At 54.9% G+C, this 19975-nt stretch carries 16 protein-coding genes; 7 read left to right on the top strand and 9 right to left on the bottom strand.

What is annotated here, in order from left to right; genetic code table 11:
• Window positions 1–9 precede the first annotated feature (9 nt).
• Both zapD and coaE read right to left on the bottom strand, forming a co-directional pair.
• Window positions 10–753, bottom strand: coding sequence for a cell division protein ZapD (gene zapD, locus GY169_RS19505; RefSeq protein WP_167576788.1), 744 nt, complete (start codon window positions 751–753; stop codon window positions 10–12).
• The gene (gene coaE, locus GY169_RS19500; RefSeq protein ID WP_163448051.1) at window positions 753–1373 is read right to left on the bottom strand and encodes a dephospho-CoA kinase; all 621 of its coding nucleotides are present in this window, start codon (window positions 1371–1373) and stop codon (window positions 753–755) included. Before coaE ends, zapD begins: the two co-directional genes overlap by 1 nt.
• Before the next feature lie 224 nt (window positions 1374–1597).
• On the opposite strand from coaE, the gene GY169_RS19495 reads away from it, so the two are divergent.
• Window positions 1598–2641 (top strand): GMP reductase, encoded by a 1044-nt coding sequence (locus GY169_RS19495; protein WP_064547460.1) that lies wholly within the window; start codon window positions 1598–1600, stop codon window positions 2639–2641.
• Between the two features lie 32 nt (window positions 2642–2673).
• Here GY169_RS19495 and hofC read toward each other — a convergent pair whose 3' ends face one another.
• The 4 genes from hofC to nadC all read right to left on the bottom strand — a co-directional run bounded on the left by hofC (window position 2674) and on the right by nadC (window position 6773).
• The gene (gene hofC, locus GY169_RS19490; protein WP_167576786.1) at window positions 2674–3873 is read right to left on the bottom strand and encodes a protein transport protein HofC; all 1200 of its coding nucleotides are present in this window, start codon (window positions 3871–3873) and stop codon (window positions 2674–2676) included.
• On the bottom strand, window positions 3866–5251 hold the full coding sequence (gene gspE / locus GY169_RS19485) for a type II secretion system protein GspE (RefSeq protein WP_167576784.1): 1386 nt from the start codon (window positions 5249–5251) through the stop codon (window positions 3866–3868). The genes hofC and gspE overlap by 8 nt, the downstream gene beginning before the upstream one ends.
• 14 nt (window positions 5252–5265) lie before the next feature.
• Entirely contained in the window at window positions 5266–5703 is a 438-nt protein-coding gene (ppdD, locus tag GY169_RS19480) for a prepilin peptidase-dependent pilin (protein ID WP_167576782.1), read from the bottom strand.
• 176 nt (window positions 5704–5879) lie between these two features.
• Window positions 5880–6773: a carboxylating nicotinate-nucleotide diphosphorylase gene (nadC, locus tag GY169_RS19475; RefSeq protein WP_167576780.1), complete on the bottom strand. Its 894-nt coding sequence runs from the start codon at window positions 6771–6773 to the stop codon at window positions 5880–5882.
• A gap of 87 nt (window positions 6774–6860) precedes the next feature.
• Between nadC and ampD the strand changes: the two genes are divergently transcribed.
• Window positions 6861–7424 carry a 1,6-anhydro-N-acetylmuramyl-L-alanine amidase AmpD gene (ampD, locus tag GY169_RS19470; protein ID WP_167576778.1) on the top strand — a complete coding sequence of 188 codons (564 nt, stop codon included), beginning with the start codon at window positions 6861–6863 and terminating at the stop codon, window positions 7422–7424.
• Window positions 7421–8275: a beta-lactamase regulator AmpE gene (ampE, locus tag GY169_RS19465; protein ID WP_167576776.1), complete on the top strand. Its 855-nt coding sequence runs from the start codon at window positions 7421–7423 to the stop codon at window positions 8273–8275. Before ampD ends, ampE begins: the two co-directional genes overlap by 4 nt.
• Window positions 8276–8313: 38 nt before the next feature.
• Here ampE and GY169_RS19460 read toward each other — a convergent pair whose 3' ends face one another.
• The 3 genes from GY169_RS19460 to aroP form a co-directional block, all read right to left on the bottom strand.
• Window positions 8314–9264, bottom strand: a complete 951-nt coding sequence (locus tag GY169_RS19460; protein WP_167576774.1) for a family 43 glycosylhydrolase — start codon at window positions 9262–9264, stop codon at window positions 8314–8316.
• Window positions 9264–10673, bottom strand: a complete 1410-nt coding sequence (locus GY169_RS19455) for a glycoside-pentoside-hexuronide (GPH):cation symporter (protein WP_167576772.1) — start codon at window positions 10671–10673, stop codon at window positions 9264–9266. Before GY169_RS19455 ends, GY169_RS19460 begins: the two co-directional genes overlap by 1 nt.
• 165 nt (window positions 10674–10838) lie before the next feature.
• Window positions 10839–12209 (bottom strand): aromatic amino acid transporter AroP, encoded by a 1371-nt coding sequence (gene aroP, locus GY169_RS19450; RefSeq protein WP_167576770.1) that lies wholly within the window; start codon window positions 12207–12209, stop codon window positions 10839–10841.
• 537 nt (window positions 12210–12746) lie between these two features.
• Here aroP and pdhR point away from each other — a divergent pair.
• From pdhR to lpdA, 4 genes are all read left to right on the top strand, one after another.
• Entirely contained in the window at window positions 12747–13511 is a 765-nt protein-coding gene (gene pdhR, locus GY169_RS19445) for a pyruvate dehydrogenase complex transcriptional repressor PdhR (protein ID WP_064547482.1), read from the top strand.
• 156 nt (window positions 13512–13667) lie between these two features.
• Window positions 13668–16331 (top strand): pyruvate dehydrogenase (acetyl-transferring), homodimeric type, encoded by a 2664-nt coding sequence (gene aceE / locus GY169_RS19440; protein WP_163448041.1) that lies wholly within the window; start codon window positions 13668–13670, stop codon window positions 16329–16331.
• 14 nt (window positions 16332–16345) lie between these two features.
• Window positions 16346–18238, top strand: coding sequence for a pyruvate dehydrogenase complex dihydrolipoyllysine-residue acetyltransferase (gene aceF / locus GY169_RS19435; protein ID WP_167576768.1), 1893 nt, complete (start codon window positions 16346–16348; stop codon window positions 18236–18238).
• 206 nt (window positions 18239–18444) lie between these two features.
• A complete protein-coding gene (gene lpdA, locus GY169_RS19430; RefSeq protein ID WP_064547498.1) occupies window positions 18445–19869 on the top strand; it encodes a dihydrolipoyl dehydrogenase in 1425 nt (474 codons plus the stop codon).
• Window positions 19870–19975 lie beyond the last annotated feature (106 nt).

Genomic DNA, 19975 nt, shown 5'->3' with positions numbered 1-19975 from the left:
CTTCTCTCCTTAGCAGCACGCCAGTTCAAAATCCAGACGCTCCGGTACCACGCCGTGCTCGCTGTCCAGCGGCATAAAGCGGATAGCAAAGCGGCTCTTGTGGCCGGAGATCTGCGGGTAAAGCTGCGAGGTCAGTTCAAGCTTCAGACGCAGCAGGTCGGCATCTTCACCGTTGTCCTGGTAGAAACCGTTCAGGCTGGTTTGCTTGCGGAACTGCGCTGAATTGCGTACCAGATCGAGAATTAACGTCAACGCCTGATTGAGCGGCTCCAGGCTTGCCAGCCAGGTTTCCACCAGCGCATCGCGCTGATGCTGTTTAGCGTGTAGCCAGATATGCAGCGTCGGCAGGTCGAAGCTGCAGCAACCTCCCGGAATACTCAGACGCTGACGCACCAGCGCAATCAGGCGATCTTCACGCAGGAACTGCCCGATACGCGGTGCCGCCATCAGGATACTGCTGCTATTTTTCAATTGCTGACGCAGGGCGTCGATACGGCTGAGATCAACACCCGGGACTTCGCTCCAGGCGTTCAGTTTACGCTGTTGGCGTTCCAGCTCTTTGAGCAGTTCTGTGCGGATATCGCCGCGTTCGAACACATCCAGTAAATCCCCGACGTTGCGAAAAAAGTGCAGCGCGCTGGCGTGATCTCTGATGGGTAAATTGGCATTCAATTGCTCAGTCAGAAATTCAATACGCAGCCAGGTACGCATTTTTTCGTTTAGCGGATGCTCAAAAAGGATGTGGGTGTGCATTACGATTTTTCCTGTGATACAGCCTGTGCCGCGAGCTCAAGATAGTGCGCGTGAAGGCGAGCAACATCCGATGCAATGGCATCTGGTGTGCCGTTGTTATTAATAACGTCGTCAGCCACGGCCAGACGCGCTTCGCGCGTGGCCTGGGCTGCAAGAATATTTTCCGCATGCTCTCGCGACACGTTGTCGCGCTGCATGGTACGAAGAAGCTGGGTCTCGCGTGATACGTCAACGACCAGTACGCGATCGGCCCGCTCATAGAGTTTGTTTTCCACCAGCAGAGGAACGACCCAAAGCACGTAAGGCGAGGTGGCCTGACGAAGCTGACGCTGTGTTTCCTGCTGAATCAAAGGATGCAGGAGGGCGTTGAGCCAGGCTTTTTCCTCCGGGTTGGCGAAAATACGTTCGCGTAGCTCCCGGCGGTTTAGCGCCCCTTCCGGGGTCAGAATGTGGTGGCCGAAATGTTCGGTAATGGCTGCTAGCGCCGGCGTGCCGGGTTCGACAACCTGACGGGCAAGAATATCGGCATCAATCACGTTAATTCCCAGGCAAGAAAACGCATCTGCGACCGTGCTTTTGCCGCTGCCGATGCCGCCCGTTAACGCCACTGTGTAAGTCATACCGCTTAGCCCTGGAATTTTAGTATGAAAATCATTTGGTTAAAAAACTGACGCCTGAAGTGTGCGAATCAAAGATGCACGGTACTATTCGCCAGGTAAATTTATGGGATTGTAGCTTAAAAAAAGTGAAAATCGCAGTCTTGCGAAGACCTGATTAGTGCGTATGATTGCATTACTGGAGTTGTGCTCTCAATTTAATTGCCATTAACCCCAGGAATTCGCACATGCGTATCGAAGAAGATCTGAAGTTAGGTTTCAAAGACGTTCTTATCCGCCCTAAACGCTCTACTCTTAAAAGCCGTTCCGATGTTGAACTGGAACGCGAATTCACCTTTAAACATTCAGGCCAACGCTGGTCAGGCGTACCGATTATTGCTGCGAATATGGACTCCGTGGGGACTTTCGGGATGGCAAAAGCGCTTGCCTCTTTCGATATCCTGACCGCCGTACATAAGCACTACTCCGTTGAAGAGTGGAAAGCCTTTGTGCAGGCCGAGTCTGAAGACGTGCTCAAGCACGTGATGGTCTCTACCGGGACCTCCGACGCCGACTTCGAAAAAACGCAGCAGATCCTCAAGCTGAACTCAGCGCTGAACTTTGTCTGTATTGATGTGGCTAATGGTTACTCTGAGCACTTTGTACAGTTTGTAGCGAAAGCGCGTGAAGCATGGCCGACGAAAACTATCTGCGCAGGCAACGTGGTGACCGGCGAGATGTGTGAAGAGCTGATTCTGTCTGGCGCAGACATTGTGAAAGTGGGTATCGGTCCGGGTTCCGTCTGCACAACCCGCGTGAAAACTGGCGTCGGTTATCCGCAACTGTCCGCAGTGATTGAATGTGCTGATGCGGCGCATGGACTTGGCGGCCAGATCGTCAGCGATGGCGGCTGCACCATGCCGGGCGACGTAGCCAAAGCTTTTGGCGGCGGCGCCGACTTCGTGATGTTGGGCGGCATGCTGGCTGGTCACGATGAAAGCGGCGGCGTGATTGTCGAAGAGAATGGCGAGAAATTTATGCTGTTCTACGGCATGAGCTCTGAGTCTGCGATGAAGCGCCACGTGGGCGGCGTTGCTCAGTACCGCGCGGCAGAAGGCAAAACCGTGAAGCTGCCGCTGCGTGGCCCGGTCGATAACACCGCGCGTGATATCCTTGGCGGCCTGCGTTCAGCCTGTACCTACGTTGGGGCCTCTCGCCTGAAAGAGCTGACTAAACGCACCACCTTTATCCGGGTACAGGAACAAGAGAACCGCGTGTTCAACAGCCTGTAACCCCTTTAACGCTGGCGCCGTATGCGCCAGCGTTATCCCGCTCCGCTGATGGCGTCTCCCAGATGAAAAATGGGCAGATACATCGCGACGACCAGCGTTCCGATAATTAACCCCGTGACGATAAGCAGCAACGGTTCCAGCATCGACGTCAGGTTTTCTGCCAGATTCTGAGTGCTCTCATTGTGATGCCGGGCCAGATTCTCCAGCATTTCATCCAGCGCCCCGGACGCTTCTCCGGTCCTTACCAGCTGTAAGCATAAAGGTGTAAACACGCCACTGTTTTCCATGGCCTGCCAGATAGTGCAACCCTGCGCCACGTCGTGATGTAGCCGGGTGATAACCTCACGCCACCACGGGCAACTAAGCGTTTCCTCAACGGTCTCCAGCCCCTGCAAAAAGGCAATGCCTGCGCGCTGCGTCAGCGAAAGGACGGTAAAAATCTGGCTGAGCATCTGGCCACGCCTGAGCTTGCCCATGATCGGCAGCGCGAGCAATATCCGCTGACGAATACGCTGCCATGGCGGGTGGTTTTTTAACGCGGCGCTTAGCATCACAGGCAACAGCAGAAAAACCAAAAGAGGAAGGTACCACCTCTCAATAAAGGCGGCGCTTGCCATGACGGCCTGTGTCAACGCGGGCAACGGCGTGTTGAAGGTGCGATAGATGGCGGTAAATTCAGGTAGTACAAAGCTGACCATCGCCACCACCACCAGTACGGCCAGCGATAAAATAATCAGCGGATAGCGCAGCGCCTTTTTCACCTTTGCCGTCAGCAGCAGTTGCGCTTTCTGTTGCTGAGAGAGCGCCAGACAGCATTGTTCCAGCTTACCGGTGATTTCACCGGTGCGAATCATCGTCAGGTAGAGTGGGGGAAAAGCCTGCGGCCACGGTTTCAATCCTTCCGATAACGTGACACCTTGCGCCAGACGGCTAGCCAGGGAGTCGAGAAGGGCACGCCATTGCGGTGCCGGGTGCTGCTGGCTGAGGAGCGCCAGGCTGTCTGATAACGTGAGCCCAGCCTGCAACAGGGTTGCCAACTGGCTGATCACCGCACAGCTGTGCTGTGCCCGCCAGAGTGACGGGTTTATCGCACGGCGCTTCAACGAGAGGGCGATAATGTTCTGTTGCGTGAGCGCCATCAGCGCGCCAGGCCGATGGTTGGCCCAGAGCGTACCGCGATGCTCGATGCCGTTGGGGTCAAGCCCACGCCAGTACCAAAGCTGTTCACGCATCCTGTGGGAGCCCTAGCACGCGCAGTAATTCTTCCTGCGTGGTTAGCCCTTGCTCGACGGCCCGGCAGCCATTTTCAAACAGCGTTTTCATACCCGCTTCCCGAGCATGTAGCATCAGTTCCGCCGGACTGTGTCCATTAACGATCCCCTGTCGTAGTGTGGGCGTGAGCGGCAGCAGTTCAAACAGCGCGAGACGGCCCTGATAACCATGGTAACAGTGCGGGCAGCCTGGTGCCGTCCAGTGCGGCAGCGGGCGTGGCCATAGCGACCGTGGGAGCGGCTGTTCACCGGGCAATGTCTGGCGGCAGTGTGGGCAGAGTCGCCGAACCAGTCTCTGTGCGACGACCATTAAGAGTGCCGATGACACCATCCAGCGCGCCACGCCCATTTGCTCGAGGCGTACCAGCGTTTCGACGGTGGAGTTGGTATGCAGCGTCGAGAGCACCAGATGACCTGTCTGCGCGGCTTTGATGGCGATCTCCGCCGTCTCGCCGTCGCGGATTTCACCGACCATCACGATATCGGGGTCCTGACGCAGCAAGGCGCGCAGTACGTTCTGGAAGGTCAATCCGGCGCGTGGGCTAATCTGTGTCTGATTCAGACCATCAAGAGGGATCTCAATGGGGTCTTCCACACTGCAGATATTGACGTTACTCCGGTTGCGGCTTTGCAGCGCGCTGTAGAGCGTCACCGTTTTTCCGCTGCCCGTCGGCCCGGTGACCAGAATCAGCCCTTGCGGTTGATTTAACGCAGACTGAAGCTGCATTAACTCATTGTCTGATAGCCCTAACCGTTGAAGATCAAGCGCCTGTTCCACCTTATGCAGCAGACGCAGCACGGCTTTCTCGCCGTAGCGGCAGGGAAGCGTCGAGAGTCGGAATGAGAGCGGCTTATCGGCAATATCTATTGTGAACTGCCCGTCCTGAGGTAAGCGCCGCTCGGCGATATCGAGGCCGCCGAGCACCTTAAGCCGGGCAATCAGCGGTGCCATTAACGGCAGAGCAATGGGGGCGAGAGGATGCAGCACGCCATCGACACGAAGCCGTACGCGAAGCGCATGTTCGGTCGGCTCAAAATGGATATCGGACGCGCGTTGAACCAGCGCTTGTTTGAGCAGATGGTTGAGCAGGCCAACCGCGTTATCACTTTCATCATGCGGCGTGGCATTGGTTAAAGGCGTCGACTGCTGCAGATATTTGTCCATCCTCTCCTGCGTCCAGCATTCAATATCGATGCGCTTTTGAGTGGCAAAGCGGAGCGAATCCATCAGCTCGCCAGGCGGCGTACCCACGACCGCGATACTCAGTTCATCGGCCGCGTTGCTGAGCAGTACCGCATGGTGACGTTGGCACAACGTTAACAATTGTTCCTGTTTCATCATTGCCCCTTCGCTTACTGAACATCAAAGCGGAAAACGTCTTCACAGGCCTGCAGGAGTGCGCCATCGTTCTGGATATCACAGGTGCGCTGCCAGCCGGTGATGCCGTTGGCGTTGTCCCAGCCGGGGACGAGGGTAACGGTCAGGCCGTTGAGGCTCTCCTGACCGGTCAGGATAACCGTGCCCTGTGCGACGCTCATGGCTGAAACATAGCGGGTGGTGGTCGGTGAGGGGATGCCATTGCTGCCTGCATCGCAGTTATCCAGCCCGCCGCGGTCGAGCGCGCACAGTTCGATTGCGGTGCGGTAGGGAACGAAGGTTTGCAGCATATCGGTTAGCGCTGCTTTGCGTAGGTAATTCTGGTAGGCCGGGATACCGATGGCGCTAAGAATGGCGATGATGCCGATAACGACCATCAGTTCGATGAGAGTAAAACCTTGTTGTTTGTTCATGTTCTGCTCCTTGCTGAAACTGGCGCTACTCTGGCAGAGGTTAACGCGGTCAGCGAGGGGCGAAGCGGTGTTCAGGAAGCCGCCTTCCAGCGTTTTTACTGGGGTTGCAGATGTGCAGGGGGGAAGTGGAACGACGATCGGGAAAATGCCCTCGCGGTGGAGGGCATTATCAGGGGTTAGCGGAAACGCATCGACAGATCGAGCGCTCGCACATGCTTGGTTAGCGCGCCGACGGAGATGAAGTCGACGCCGGTTTCAGCGAACTCGCGGATGGTGTCGAAGGTCACGTTGCCAGAGACCTCCAACTGAGCCTGGCCTTGGGTAATGTTTACCGCTTCACGCATCTGCTCGGTATCAAAGTTATCAAGCATGATGATGTCGGCACCGGCCTTCAGCGCTTCACGCAGCTCTTGCAGGGTTTCCACTTCCACTTCAACCGGCACGTCCGGATGCAGCCAGAACGCTTTCTCTACCGCCTGACGCACGGAGCCGGAGGCAATAATGTGGTTTTCTTTGATCAGGAAGGCGTCGGATAACCCCAGGCGGTGATTGGCGCCGCCGCCGCACAGCACGGCGTATTTTAGCGCGGTGCGCAGGCCTGGCAGCGTTTTGCGGGTATCCAACAGTTGGGTATGCGTGCCTTCCAGCAGGTTGACGTATTTACGCACTTCGCTGGCGACACCGGAAAGCGTTTGCACGAAGTTCAACGCCGTGCGCTCGCCGGTGAGCAGAACGCGGGACGGGCCGTTAATTTCAAACAGCGGTTGATTAGCGATGACGGTATCGCCATCTTCAACGTGCCAGGTCAGGGTGACGTCATCGCCCGCCAGTTGAATAAAGACCTCTTCAACCCAGCGTTTACCGCAAAATACGCCGTCTTCACGCGTAATCACGATGGCATGAGACTGTGTTTTTTCCGGTAAGAGTTGTGCGGTAATATCGTTCTGTGCGTTCACTTCTCCGCCCAGATCTTCGCGCAGCGCCTGGGCGACAGCGTTAGGGATATCGAGGTTAATACGTTCAAGTAGCGCGTCACGTCGATGGTCTGGGTTATAGCGGCGAGGCGGCATAATAAAGCTCCAAATTGGTAACGATGCAAAAGATTGAAACATGCTACTCTGAACCAGCAAGTATCACCATATTTTAGGAGATCCTGAATGCAGTTAGATAAGGGCTGGCTGGTGGGCGTTCGGCAGGTGCCGTCCCCTCATCACGATACTCGCCCACAGGATGAGGCCCCCTCGCTGCTGGTTGTGCATAATATTAGCCTGCCGCCCGGTCAATTTGGCGGCCCGTGGATAGATGCCCTGTTTACTGGCACGCTCGACCCCAACGCCGATCCATTTTTTGCGGAAATTTGCCATCTGCGGGTGTCAGCCCACTGCTTGATCCGTCGTGATGGTGAGATTGTGCAGTACGTTCCCTTTGATAAACGCGCCTGGCATGCCGGCGTTTCCAGCTATCACGGGCGCGAGCGATGTAATGATTTCTCTATCGGTATTGAACTCGAAGGTACCGATACGCTGGCCTACACCGATGCGCAGTATGCGCAGCTGGCGGCCTTAACCCAGTTGCTCATTGCCGAATATCCCCTCATTGCCGATAACATGACTGGCCACAGTGATATCGCGCCTGTGCGCAAAACCGATCCCGGCCCGGCGTTTGACTGGGCGCGTTTTCGCGCGCTGGTCACCCCCTCGTCAGATAAGGAGATGACATGACGTTGTTTACCACGCTTCTGGTTCTGCTTGCCGAGCGCCTGTTTAAACTCGGAGAACACTGGCAGCTCGACCACCGTCTGGAAGTGCTGTTTCGCCGGGTGAAGCACTATTCTCTGGGCGCCACGTTGCTGATGACCATCGCGGCAATGGCCGTGGTCGGAATTATCCAGCGTGTGCTCGATGGGCTGCTGTTTAACGTGCCACAGCTTATTTTCTGGATTCTTCTGGGGCTGTTGTGTATCGGCGCGGGCCGCGTTCGTCTGCATTATCACGCCTATCTGAAGGCGGCATCGCGCAATGATGCCCACGCCCGTGAGGCGATGGCCAGCGAGCTGACAATGATTCATGGCGTCCCGCCGGGTTGCGATGAGCGCGAGTTCCTGCGTGAATTGCAGAATGCGCTGCTGTGGATCAACTACCGTTTCTACCTGGCCCCGCTGTTCTGGTTCGTGGTGGGGGGGGCGTGGGGGCCGATGGCATTGATAGGCTACGCGTTTTTGCGTTCGTGGCAGTCTTTCCTCGCGCGTTATCAGACGCCGCATCATCGCTTGCTGTCAGGGATAGACGCAATCCTGCATGTGGTGGATTGGGTTCCTGTTCGTTTGGTTGGCGTGGTATATGCGCTGATTGGCCACGGTGAGAAGGCGCTTCCGGCGTGGTTTGCTTCGCTGGGCGACCGGCATTCTTCGCAGTATCAGGTGCTGACAACGCTGGCGCAGTATTCCCTTGCCCGCGAACCGCACGTGGATAAGGTGGAAACGCCAAAAGCCGCGGTGTCGATGGCGAAGAAGACGTCGTATGCGGTAGTGGTGGTAATGGCGCTGCTGACGATTTATGGAACGTTAGTGTAGTTTTTGCCCGGTAAACGTCGCGTTACCGGGCAATGCGTTTATAGCGTATCTGCCGGCGGGATGCCAAAGTCTGGCATTCCGTCTTCCGTCCAGCGGACCGTTTTCAGGCGGGTGTGGCGATTCGGGTCGTACAGCGGGTCGCCTTCAATTTCCGTGTAGTTCCTCGCGTGATACACCAGCACATCCTCTCCTTCCGGCGTCTGCGTAAAGCTGTTGTGCCCCGGACCGTACTGACGATTTTCGTAGCTGGTGGTGAATACCGGCTCCGGTGACTTATGCCAGTTTTCCACGTTGGTCATGTCGGCATCTTTATCAATCCACAGCAGGCCCATGCAGTAGTTTTCGTCGGTGGCGCTGGCGGAGTAGCTGATAAACAGGCGGTCACCGTGGGTGACAACGGCAGGCCCTTCGTTCACCAGAAAACCGCGACATTCCCAGTCGAATTCGGGTTTGCTGAGCATGACGGGCTTACCTTTCAGGGTCCACGGGTTTTCCAGCTCGGCCAGATACAGGTTGGAGTTACCGGCAATCTCCGGAGACTTTTGCGCCCACAGATACCACCGTTTACCCTGATGTTCGAAGGTGGTGGCGTCGAGACAGAAGGTGTCGAACGGCGTTTTTACCTGACCTTTCTCAACCCATTTCCCGCTGAGCGGATCGGCGTCGCTGCACTCCAGCGCAAACATGCGGTGCTGGAACATCCCCAGACTGTCGAACGCCTGAGTGTGGGCGGCGGCGAAGTAGATATACCATTTGCCGTCAATGTGGTGCAGCTCCGGCGCCCAGATAAGGTTGCTCATCGGGCCGTTGTCTGGCTTGCGCCAGACCACCACCGGCTCAGCGGTGCGCAGGCCGTCGAGGTCTGTGGCGCGGCGGATCTCCAGCCGGTCATATTCCGGCACAGAGGCGATAAAGTAGTACGTATCCTTATGGCGCAGAATAAACGGATCGGCGCGTTGCTCAATAAAGGGGTTAGGCCAGTTCTTCATCAGGCTTTCCTTACGTGTTCAGTCGTTTTCAATTCTTGCTGGTATTCATTCAGCTCGCGGTAGTTATTGCGGCGTTTTTCGAGATCCTCCTGAATCTGTTTCATCAGGTTGCGGTCAACTTTCAGCAGACGGACCACGCCAGCGGTAATCAGATAGCCCACGCCAGGAATCACGGTGAACAGCAGCATAATACCGTTGAGGGTGGTGTCGCTTTGCGCCTTGGCACCCGCGTCGTAGCCATACCAGGAGAGCAGGAAGCCAACCATGGCACCGGCAACCGCAAGCCCCACCTTCAGGAAGAACAGGTTGCCGGAGAAGCTGATGCCGGTGATACGTTTGCCGGTTTTCCATTCGCCATAATCATCAACGTCGGCCATCAGCGACCAGTGCAGCGGAGACGGGATCTGGTGCAGCACGTTCAGCAGGAAGTAGAGCACCACGATCAGCACGGTGGCGTGCGGGTCGAAGAAATAGAAGGCGATAGAGAAGACGGCCAGTACGATGTTCGTCCAGAAGAAGACCTGCAGTTTACACCAGCGATCGGTCAACACTTTGGCCAGCATACTGCCGATCATCATGCCGACCACGCCCAGACTGATAAAAATAGTGGCGAAGTGCGTGCTTTCGCCCATCACCCAAGTGACGTAGTACATGGTGGCGGCCATGCGAATAAAACCCGGGCAGACGTTGCACAACGTCAGCAGCAGAATGCGTACCCACTGATCGTTTTTCCAGACGTCTTTTAAATCCTGCTTCAGTTCATCGTTGGTCTGTACCGCCGGGCGTACGCGTTCACGTACGGTGGCAAAGCAGAACAGGAACATACACATGCCGATAAAGGCCAGCACGGTCATCGCCATCTGGTAGCCTTTGGCTTTGTCTTCGCCGCCAAACCAGTCGGCCATCGGCAGGAGGGTCAGCGACAGCAGCAGGGTGGCGATGCCAACCAGTACAAAGCGATAGGACTGGCAGGCGACGCGCTCTTTCGGGTCGTTGGTAATCACGCTACCCAGCGAGCAGTAAGGAATGTTGATGGCGGTATAGGTGACCGACAGCAGGAAATAGGTGACAAACGCATAGATAACTTTGCTGCTATAGCTCCAGTCTGGCGTGGTGAACATCAGCACGCTGAACAGCGCGTAAGGGAAGGCGATCCATAATAGCCATGGACGAAAGCGGCCATACTTACTGCGGGTACGGTCGGCCAGTGCGCCCATAATCGGGTCGGTAACGGCGTCGATAACGCGGATTGAGAGCAGCAGTACGCCCACCAATGCTGGCGCCAGTCCAAAAATATCGGTGTAAAAATAGTTAACGAACAGCATGATAGCGCCGAAGATGATGTTGCATCCTGCATCGCCCATGCCATAACCAATCTTCTCTTTTACTGACAGTTTACTTGCGTCCATCGCCAGATCTCTCTTGGGGAATATGGAGAAGATTATTGCCAGTTAAAGGGTGAAATGCGTAGCAGGATAACGTTGTTGATATGGAGAAAGCTGCTGCGAAAATGAAACTGTGAGGCAGGTAACATCAGGGAAAAAGCCCCCTCCGGGAGGAGAGGGCCTGTCAGATTAGTGCGCTTTTACGGTTTTGGCGCTCTTCTGCTTAAACATAAATCCGATACCCAGAATGGCGATCCATACCGGAATCAGCCATACGGAGATGGCCATGCCCGGAGTCATCACCATAATCACCAGCACGGCAGCCATGAAGACCAGACAGATCCAGTTCCCCAGCGGGTAGAACAGCGCCGGGAAGCGTGTGGTGACGCCCTGTTGCTGTTTGGCTTTGCGGAACTTGATGTGCGCCAGGCTAATCATCGCCCAGTTAATGACCAGTGCAGAAACCACCAGCGCCATCAGCAGCCCGAATGCGGACTCTGGGGCCAGGTAGTTGATCAGCACGCACAGCGCAGTCACAACGGCGGAAACCAAAATAGAGCTCACCGGCACGCCGCGTTTGTCGACGTTCAGCAGCGCTTTCGGGGCATTGCCCTGTTGCGCCAGGCCGAAAAGCATACGGCTGTTGCAGTAGACGCAGCTGTTGTACACGGAGAGCGCGGCGGTCAGGACCACGATATTCAGGGCATTCGCTACAAACGAGTCGCCCAGTTCATGGAAGATAAGCACGAACGGGCTGACATCCGCGGTGACGCGGGTCCACGGCATCAGCGAGAGCAGTACCGCCAGCGAGCCCACATAGAAAATCAGGATACGGTAGATAACCTGGTTGGTGGCTTTTGGAATGCTTTGCTCCGGGTTATCCGCTTCCGCCGCGGTAATCCCAACCAGCTCCAGGCCGCCGAAGGAGAACATGATGATCGCCATCATCATCACCAGCCCCGTCCAGCCATGCGGCAGGAAGCCGCCTTGTTCCCACAGGTTGCGCACGGTGGCCTGCGGGCCTGCGCTGCCGCTGAACAGCAGCCATGCGCCGAACAGGATCATCGCGATAACCGCGATAACTTTGATGATGGCAAACCAGAACTCCATCTCACCGAACACTTTAACGTTGGTCAGGTTGATGGCGTTGATAATCACAAAGAAGGCTGCCGCGGAAGCCCAGGTAGGGATCTCGGGATACCAGAACTGGATGTATTTACCCACTGCGGTGAGTTCCGCCATGGCAACCAGGACGTACAGCACCCAGTAGTTCCAGCCAGAAGCAAAGCCCGCGAAGTTACCCCAGTACTTGTAGGCAAAGTGGCTGAAGGAGCCGGCTACAGGCTCTTCAACCACCATTTCACCGAGCTGGCGCATGATCATAAAGGCAATAAAACCGGCGATTGCGTAGCCGAGAATAATACCGGGACCGGCGGATTGAATGACGGAGGCGCTGCCAAGAAACAGGCCGGTGCCGATAGCGCCGCCCAGAGCAATCAGCTGGATATGGCGGTTCTTCAGGCCGCGCTTAAGCTGCGCGCCTTGCTGTTGACCTTCCATTGTGAAACCTCGTGTGTGGTTATTATTGTGACGCTGTTGTGCGTATGTACTTAAGAAATTCCGTTTTCTGTATTGTTATGTTTACGAAAAGCTTTTCTTAAAAAGAGGTAAGGCTCTTTCGTCATGAGCAGAATAGTGGTAAGCGCGAAGGAATGCACCTGCTTTATGAAGGGGTGATGACAGATTGGATAAAAAGACAACAACGGTCACGCCGCGCTGAAATGGCGTCATCGCGATAATATTGAATTAATAATCATTAAATTGAATAAAAATTCATTTATGGCGGAATTGAAACGGTTCAGTTTGCTTAATATTGTTTGGTTTTAGTTAATTGTACTTCTTTATAGGTAAAGTCATTTTTTGTGCAAAGTTACATTTCTGAAACATCATTTCTGTAATGTTGTTAAAAAGTGCCGGGTTTACTGATTTCAATCAAAACCTGTATGGACATAAGGTGAATACTTTGTTACTTTAGCGCTACGAACTTGAAATTGGTAAGACCAATTGACTCCGGGCTAATGGCAGAGACAGGGAACAATGGCCTACAGCAAAATCCGCCAACCAAAATTATCCGATGTGATTGAGCAGCAGTTGGAGTTTTTGATTCTTGAGGGGACGTTACGCCCCGGCGAAAAACTTCCACCTGAACGCGAACTGGCTAAACAGTTCGACGTTTCTCGCCCTTCGCTGCGTGAGGCGATTCAACGCCTTGAAGCCAAAGGGCTCCTGCTTCGTCGCCAGGGCGGCGGGACTTTTGTTCAGAGCAGCCTATGGCAGAGCTTCAGCGATCCGCTGGTTGAGCTACTGTCCGACCACCCTGAATCCCAGTTTGATCTGCTAGAGACCCGTCACGCGCTGGAAGGTATCGCGGCTTATTACGCGGCACTGCGCAGCACTGATGAAGATCGCGTACGCATTCGCGAGCTGCATCAGGCCATCGAACGGGCTCAGCAATCGGGCGACCTTGACGCTGAATCTGACGCCGTCGTCCAGTATCAAATTGCGGTCACTGAAGCGGCTCACAACGTGGTGCTACTTCATTTGCTACGGTGTATGGAGCCGATGCTGGCGCAAAACGTTCGTCAAAACTTTGAGTTGCTCTACGCCCGTAGGGAAATGCTCCCGCAGGTCAGCAATCATCGTACCCGTATTTTTGAAGCGATCATGGCCGGCGAACCTGAGCAGGCGCGCGAAGCGTCTCATCGCCACCTGGCCTTCATTGAAGAGATTTTGTTGGACAGAAGCCGTGAACAGAGCCGCCGTGAGCGCTCGTTACGTCGTCTCCAGCAGCGAAAGGATTAAGCTTTTTCCCGGCAGCTGTTTGACCGGGAAATGTGAAAATGCGCCATTGAGAGCGCGGCAACTAAACGCAGAACCTGTCTTATTGCGTTTTCCCACGAAAGCGCAATGGGACAGGTTCCAGACAAATCAACGTACTAGATAGATAAGGAATAACCCATGTCAGAACGTTTACACAATGACGTGGATCCGATCGAAACTCGCGACTGGCTACAGGCGATCGAATCGGTCATCCGTGAAGAAGGTGTTGAGCGCGCTCAGTATCTTATCGACCAACTGCTTTCTGAAGCACGCAAAGGCGGCGTTCAGGTAGCGGCGGGTGCAAGTGCTAGCGGTTACGTCAACACTATTGCCGTTGAAGATGAACCGGAATACCCGGGCAATCTGGAGCTGGAGCGTCGTATTCGTTCTGCTATCCGTTGGAACGCCATCATGACCGTGCTGCGTGCGTCTAAAAAAGACCTCGAGCTGGGCGGCCACATGGCTTCCTTCCAGTCTTCTGCGACCTTCTACGAAGTGTGCTTCAACCACTTCTTCCGCGCACGCAACGAGCAGGATGGCGGCGACCTGGTGTACTTCCAGGGCCACATCTCCCCGGGCGTCTACGCGCGTGCTTTCCTGGAAGGCCGTCTGACCGAAGAACAGATGAACAACTTCCGTCAGGAAGTTCACGGTAAAGGTCTGTCTTCCTACCCGCACCCGAAACTGATGCCGACCTTCTGGCAGTTCCCGACCGTATCTATGGGTCTGGGCCCGATCGGCGCTATCTATCAGGCTAAATTCCTGAAATACCTGGAACACCGTGGTCTGAAAGACACCTCCAAACAGACCGTTTACGCCTTCCTGGGCGACGGCGAGATGGATGAACCAGAATCTAAAGGCGCTATCACCATCGCGACCCGTGAAAAACTGGACAACCTGGTCTTTGTTATCAACTGTAACCTGCAGCGTCTTGATGGCCCGGTTACCGGTAATGGCAAAATCATTAACGAACTGGAAGGCATCTTCGCGGGCGCTGGCTGGAACGTTATCAAGGTTATCTGGGGCGGTCGTTGGGACGAGCTGCTGCGTAAAGATACCAGCGGTAAACTGATCCAGCTGATGGAAGAAACCGTTGACGGTGACTACCAGACCTTCAAATCCAAAGACGGCGCTTACGTGCGTGAGCACTTCTTCGGTAAATATCCGGAAACCGCAGCGCTGGTTGCCGACTGGACTGACGAGCAGATCTGGGCCCTGAACCGTGGTGGTCACGATCCGAAGAAAGTCTACGCTGCACTGAAAAAAGCGCAGGAAACCAAAGGCAAAGCTACCGTAATCCTCGCCCATACCATTAAAGGTTACGGCATGGGTGACACCGCTGAAGGTAAAAACATCGCTCACCAGGTGAAGAAAATGAACATGGACGGCGTTCGCTACGTCCGCGATCGTTTCAATGTGCCGGTTGCCGATGCTGATATCGAAAAACTGCCGTACATTACCTTCCCGGAAGGTTCTGAAGAGCACACCTATCTGCACGCCCAGCGTCAGAAACTGCACGGCTACCTGCCAAGCCGTCAGCCGAACTTCGATGAGAAGTTAGAGCTGCCGACTCTGGAAGATTTCGCGCCGCTGCTGGAAGAGCAGAACAAAGAAATCTCTACCACTATCGCGTTCGTACGTGCTCTGAACGTGATGCTGAAGAACAAATCCATCAAAGACCGCCTCGTGCCGATCATCGCCGATGAAGCGCGTACCTTTGGTATGGAAGGTCTGTTCCGTCAGATTGGTATCTACAGCCCGAACGGTCAGCAGTACACCCCGCAGGACCGCGAGCAAGTTGCCTACTACAAAGAAGACGAGAAAGGCCAGATTCTGCAGGAAGGTATCAACGAACTGGGTGCTGGCGCATCCTGGCTGGCGGCTGCGACCTCTTACAGCACCAACAACCTGCCGATGATTCCGTTCTACATCTACTACTCCATGTTCGGGTTCCAGCGTATCGGTGACCTGTGCTGGCAGGCTGGCGACCAGCAGGCTCGCGGCTTCCTGGTAGGTGGTACTTCCGGTCGTACGACGCTGAACGGCGAAGGTCTGCAGCACGAAGATGGTCACAGCCATATTCAGTCTCTGACTATCCCGAACTGTATCTCTTACGATCCGTCTTACGCGTACGAAGTTGCGGTCATCATGCACGATGGTCTGGAGCGTATGTACGGTGAGAAACAAGAGAACGTTTACTACTACATCACCACGCTGAACGAAAACTACCACATGCCGGCAATGCCAGCAGGTGCCGAGGAAGGTATCCGTAAAGGTATCTACAAACTCGAAACCATCGAAGGTAGCAAAGGTAAGGTTCAGCTGCTGGGCTCCGGTTCTATCCTGCGTCACGTCCGTGAAGCAGCGCAGATCCTGGCGAAAGACTACGGTGTGGGCTCTGACGTGTACTCTGTGACTTCCTTCACTGAACTGGCGCGTGATGGCCAGGATTGTGAGCGCTGGAACATGCTGCACCCGCTGGAAACGCCGCGCGTTCCGTACATCGCTCAGGTGATGAACGACGCACCGGCAGTTGCCTCTACCGACTATATGAAACTGTTTGCTGAGCAGGTTCGTACTTATGTACCGGCTGATGATTACCGCGTACTGGGTACCGACGGCTTTGGCCGCTCTGATAGCCGTGAAAACCTGCGTCACCACTTCGAAGTTGATGCTTCCTACGTGGTTGTAGCGGCACTGGGCGAACTGGCTAAACGTGGCGAAATCGATAAGAAAGTGGTTGCGGAAGCAATTACCAAATTCAACATCGATGCAGAAAAAGTTAACCCGCGTCTGGCGTAAGAGGTAAAAGAACAATGGCTATCGAAATCAATGTACCGGACATCGGGGCTGATGAAGTTGAAATCACCGAGATCCTGGTCAAAGTAGGCGACAAAGTTGAAGCTGAACAGTCGCTGATCACCGTAGAAGGCGACAAAGCCTCTATGGAAGTTCCGTCTCCTCAGGCTGGTATCGTTAAAGAGATCAAAGTCTCTGTTGGCGACAAAACTGAGACCGGCAAACTGATCATGATTTTCGATTCCGCCGACGGTGCAGCAGCAGCTGCACCTGCCAAGGCAGAAGAGAAGAAAGAAGCGGCTCCGGCAGCAGCACCTGCTGCAGCGGCAGCTAAAGACGTACACGTTCCGGATATCGGCGGTGACGAAGTTGAAGTGACCGAGATTCTGGTGAAAGTGGGCGACACCGTGACCGCAGAGCAGTCGCTGATCACCGTAGAAGGCGATAAAGCCTCTATGGAAGTCCCGGCGCCGTTCGCGGGTACCGTGAAAGAGATCAAAGTGAACACCGGCGACAAAGTGTCTACCGGCTCTCTGATTATGGTCTTCGAAGTTGCTGGCGCGGCACCAGCGGCTGCACCGGCTCAGGCAGCAGCGCCTGCCGCAGCGGCGGCTCCGGCAGCAGCTTCGGGCTCCAAAGAAGTTAACGTACCGGATATCGGCGGTGACGAAGTTGAAGTCACTGAAGTGATGGTTAAAGTCGGCGATAAAATTGCCGCTGAGCAGTCACTGATTACCGTAGAAGGCGACAAAGCCTCTATGGAAGTTCCGGCACCGTTCGCGGGCACCGTGAAAGAGATCAAAATCAGCACCGGCGACAAAGTCAAAACCGGTTCTCTGATTATGGTCTTCGAAGTGGAAGGCGCAGCACCTGCTGCCGCGCCGGCTCAGGCAGCAGCTCCGGCTCCGGCCGCCGCGTCTGCACAAGCAGCAGCGCCTGCTCCGGCCGCAAAAGCGGAAGGCAAATCTGAGTTTGCTGAGAACGACGCTTACGTCCACGCTACTCCGCTGATTCGTCGCCTGGCGCGCGAATTCGGCGTGAACCTGGCGAAAGTGAAAGGGTCTGGCCGTAAAGGTCGTATCCTGCGCGAAGACGTTCAGGCTTACGTGAAAGACGCTATCAAGCGTGCTGAAGCGGCTCCGGCTGCAGCAGCAGGCGGCGGTATTCCGGGCATGCTGCCTTGGCCGAAAGTGGACTTCAGCAAGTTTGGTGAAATCGAAGAAGTGGAACTGGGCCGTATCCAGAAAATCTCTGGTGCTAACCTGAGCCGTAACTGGGTGATGATCCCGCACGTTACCCACTTCGATAAGACCGATATCACCGATCTGGAAGCGTTCCGTAAACAGCAGAACGCCGAAGCTGAAAAACGTAAACTGGACGTGAAATTCACCCCAGTGGTCTTCATCATGAAAGCCGTTGCCGCCGCTCTGGAACAGATGCCGCGCTTCAACAGCTCTCTGTCCGAAGATGGTCAGCGTCTGACGCTGAAGAAATACATCAACATCGGCGTTGCGGTAGATACCCCGAATGGTCTGGTTGTTCCTGTCTTCAAAGACGTGAACAAGAAGAGCATTACCGAGCTGTCTCGCGAACTGACCACCATCTCCAAGAAAGCGCGTGATGGCAAGCTGACTGCTGGCGAAATGCAGGGCGGTTGCTTCACCATCTCCAGCATCGGCGGCTTGGGTACCACCCACTTCGCGCCGATTGTGAACGCGCCGGAAGTGGCGATCCTCGGTGTCTCCAAGTCCTCTATGGAGCCAGTGTGGAACGGTAAAGAGTTTATGCCGCGTCTGATGATGCCGATTTCGCTCTCCTTCGACCACCGCGTTATCGACGGTGCGGATGGTGCGCGCTTTATCACCATCATCAACAACATGCTGTCTGACATTCGCCGTCTGGTGATGTAATGAAAAAGCCGGCCTGACGGCCGGCTTTTTTCTGGTAACCTCGGAGTGGTTAGGGGTTATCAGCAACAAAGGACAAAATCGTTTGCCGTTTGTTGTTTAAAAATTGTTAACAATTTTGTAAAATACACGCGGATAGAACGTCCCGGTGGATGATGGGCGTAATAACTATAACGTCAGACCGCCGGATACAAATGATAGAGGTCATGATGAGTACTGAAATTAAAACTCAGGTCGTGGTACTTGGGGCGGGCCCGGCGGGTTACTCTGCTGCTTTCCGTTGCGCTGATTTAGGTCTGGAAACCGTAATCGTAGAACGTTACAGCACCCTTGGTGGTGTTTGTCTGAACGTTGGCTGTATCCCTTCTAAAGCGCTGCTGCACGTAGCAAAAGTTATCGAAGAAGCCAAAGCGCTGGCTGAACACGGTATCGTCTTCGGTGAGCCGAAAACGGATATCGACAAGATTCGTACCTGGAAAGAGAAAGTCATCACTCAACTGACCGGCGGTCTGGCTGGTATGGCCAAAGGCCGTAAAGTGAAAGTGGTTAACGGTCTGGGTAAATTCACCGGGGCGAACACCCTGGAAGTGGAAGGCGAAAACGGCAAAACCGTGATCAACTTCGACAACGCGATCATCGCGGCGGGTTCTCGTCCAATTCAGCTGCCGTTCATTCCGCATGAAGATCCGCGCATTTGGGACTCCACAGACGCACTGGAACTGAAAGAAGTGCCAAAACGCCTGCTGGTTATGGGCGGCGGTATCATCGGTCTGGAAATGGGTACCGTGTACCACGCGCTGGGTTCAGAGATTGACGTGGTTGAAATGTTCGACCAGGTTATCCCGGCTGCTGACAAAGATATCGTTAAAGTCTTCACCAAGCGCATCAGCAAGAAATTTAACCTGATGCTGGAAACCAAAGTGACTGCCGTTGAAGCGAAAGAAGACGGTATTTACGTTTCCATGGAAGGCAAAAAAGCGCCGTCTGAAGCAAAACGCTACGACGCGGTGCTGGTGGCTATCGGCCGTGTACCGAACGGTAAAAACCTCGACGCAGGCAAAGCTGGCGTGGAAGTTGACGACCGTGGCTTCATCCACGTTGACAAACAGCTGCGCACCAACGTGCCGCACATCTTTGCTATCGGCGATATCGTCGGTCAGCCGATGCTGGCGCACAAAGGTGTTCACGAAGGTCACGTGGCTGCCGAAGTTATCTCCGGTAAGAAACACTACTTCGATCCGAAAGTTATCCCGTCCATCGCGTACACTGAGCCAGAAGTTGCATGGGTTGGCCTGACTGAGAAAGAAGCGAAAGAGAAAGGCATCAGCTACGAAACCGCCACCTTCCCGTGGGCTGCTTCTGGCCGTGCTATCGCTTCCGACTGCGCAGACGGTATGACCAAACTGATCTTCGACAAAGAATCTCACCGTGTGATCGGTGGTGCGATTGTCGGCACCAACGGCGGCGAGCTGCTGGGTGAAATCGGTCTGGCGATCGAAATGGGCTGTGACGCTGAAGACATCGCGCTGACCATCCACGCGCACCCGACTCTGCACGAGTCCGTGGGCCTGGCTGCCGAAGTGTTCGAAGGTAGCATCACCGACCTGCCGAACCCGAAAGCGAAGAAGAAGTAATTCTTTTTCCCGGTTATCGGAATGACATAAGCGGCCTGAGGGCCGCTTTTTTTATGCTTTCTGTCACAAAGCTGTGTCGAAGCGTAGCAAAGATTGTGAGGCTGGT

It is taken from the genome of Kluyvera genomosp. 3, from assembly GCF_011765685.1.
Classification (GTDB): Bacteria; Pseudomonadota; Gammaproteobacteria; order Enterobacterales; family Enterobacteriaceae; genus Kluyvera; species Kluyvera georgiana_A.
Note: the sequence above shows the minus strand (reverse complement) of the source record. Positions and strands in the feature narration are given on the sequence as shown.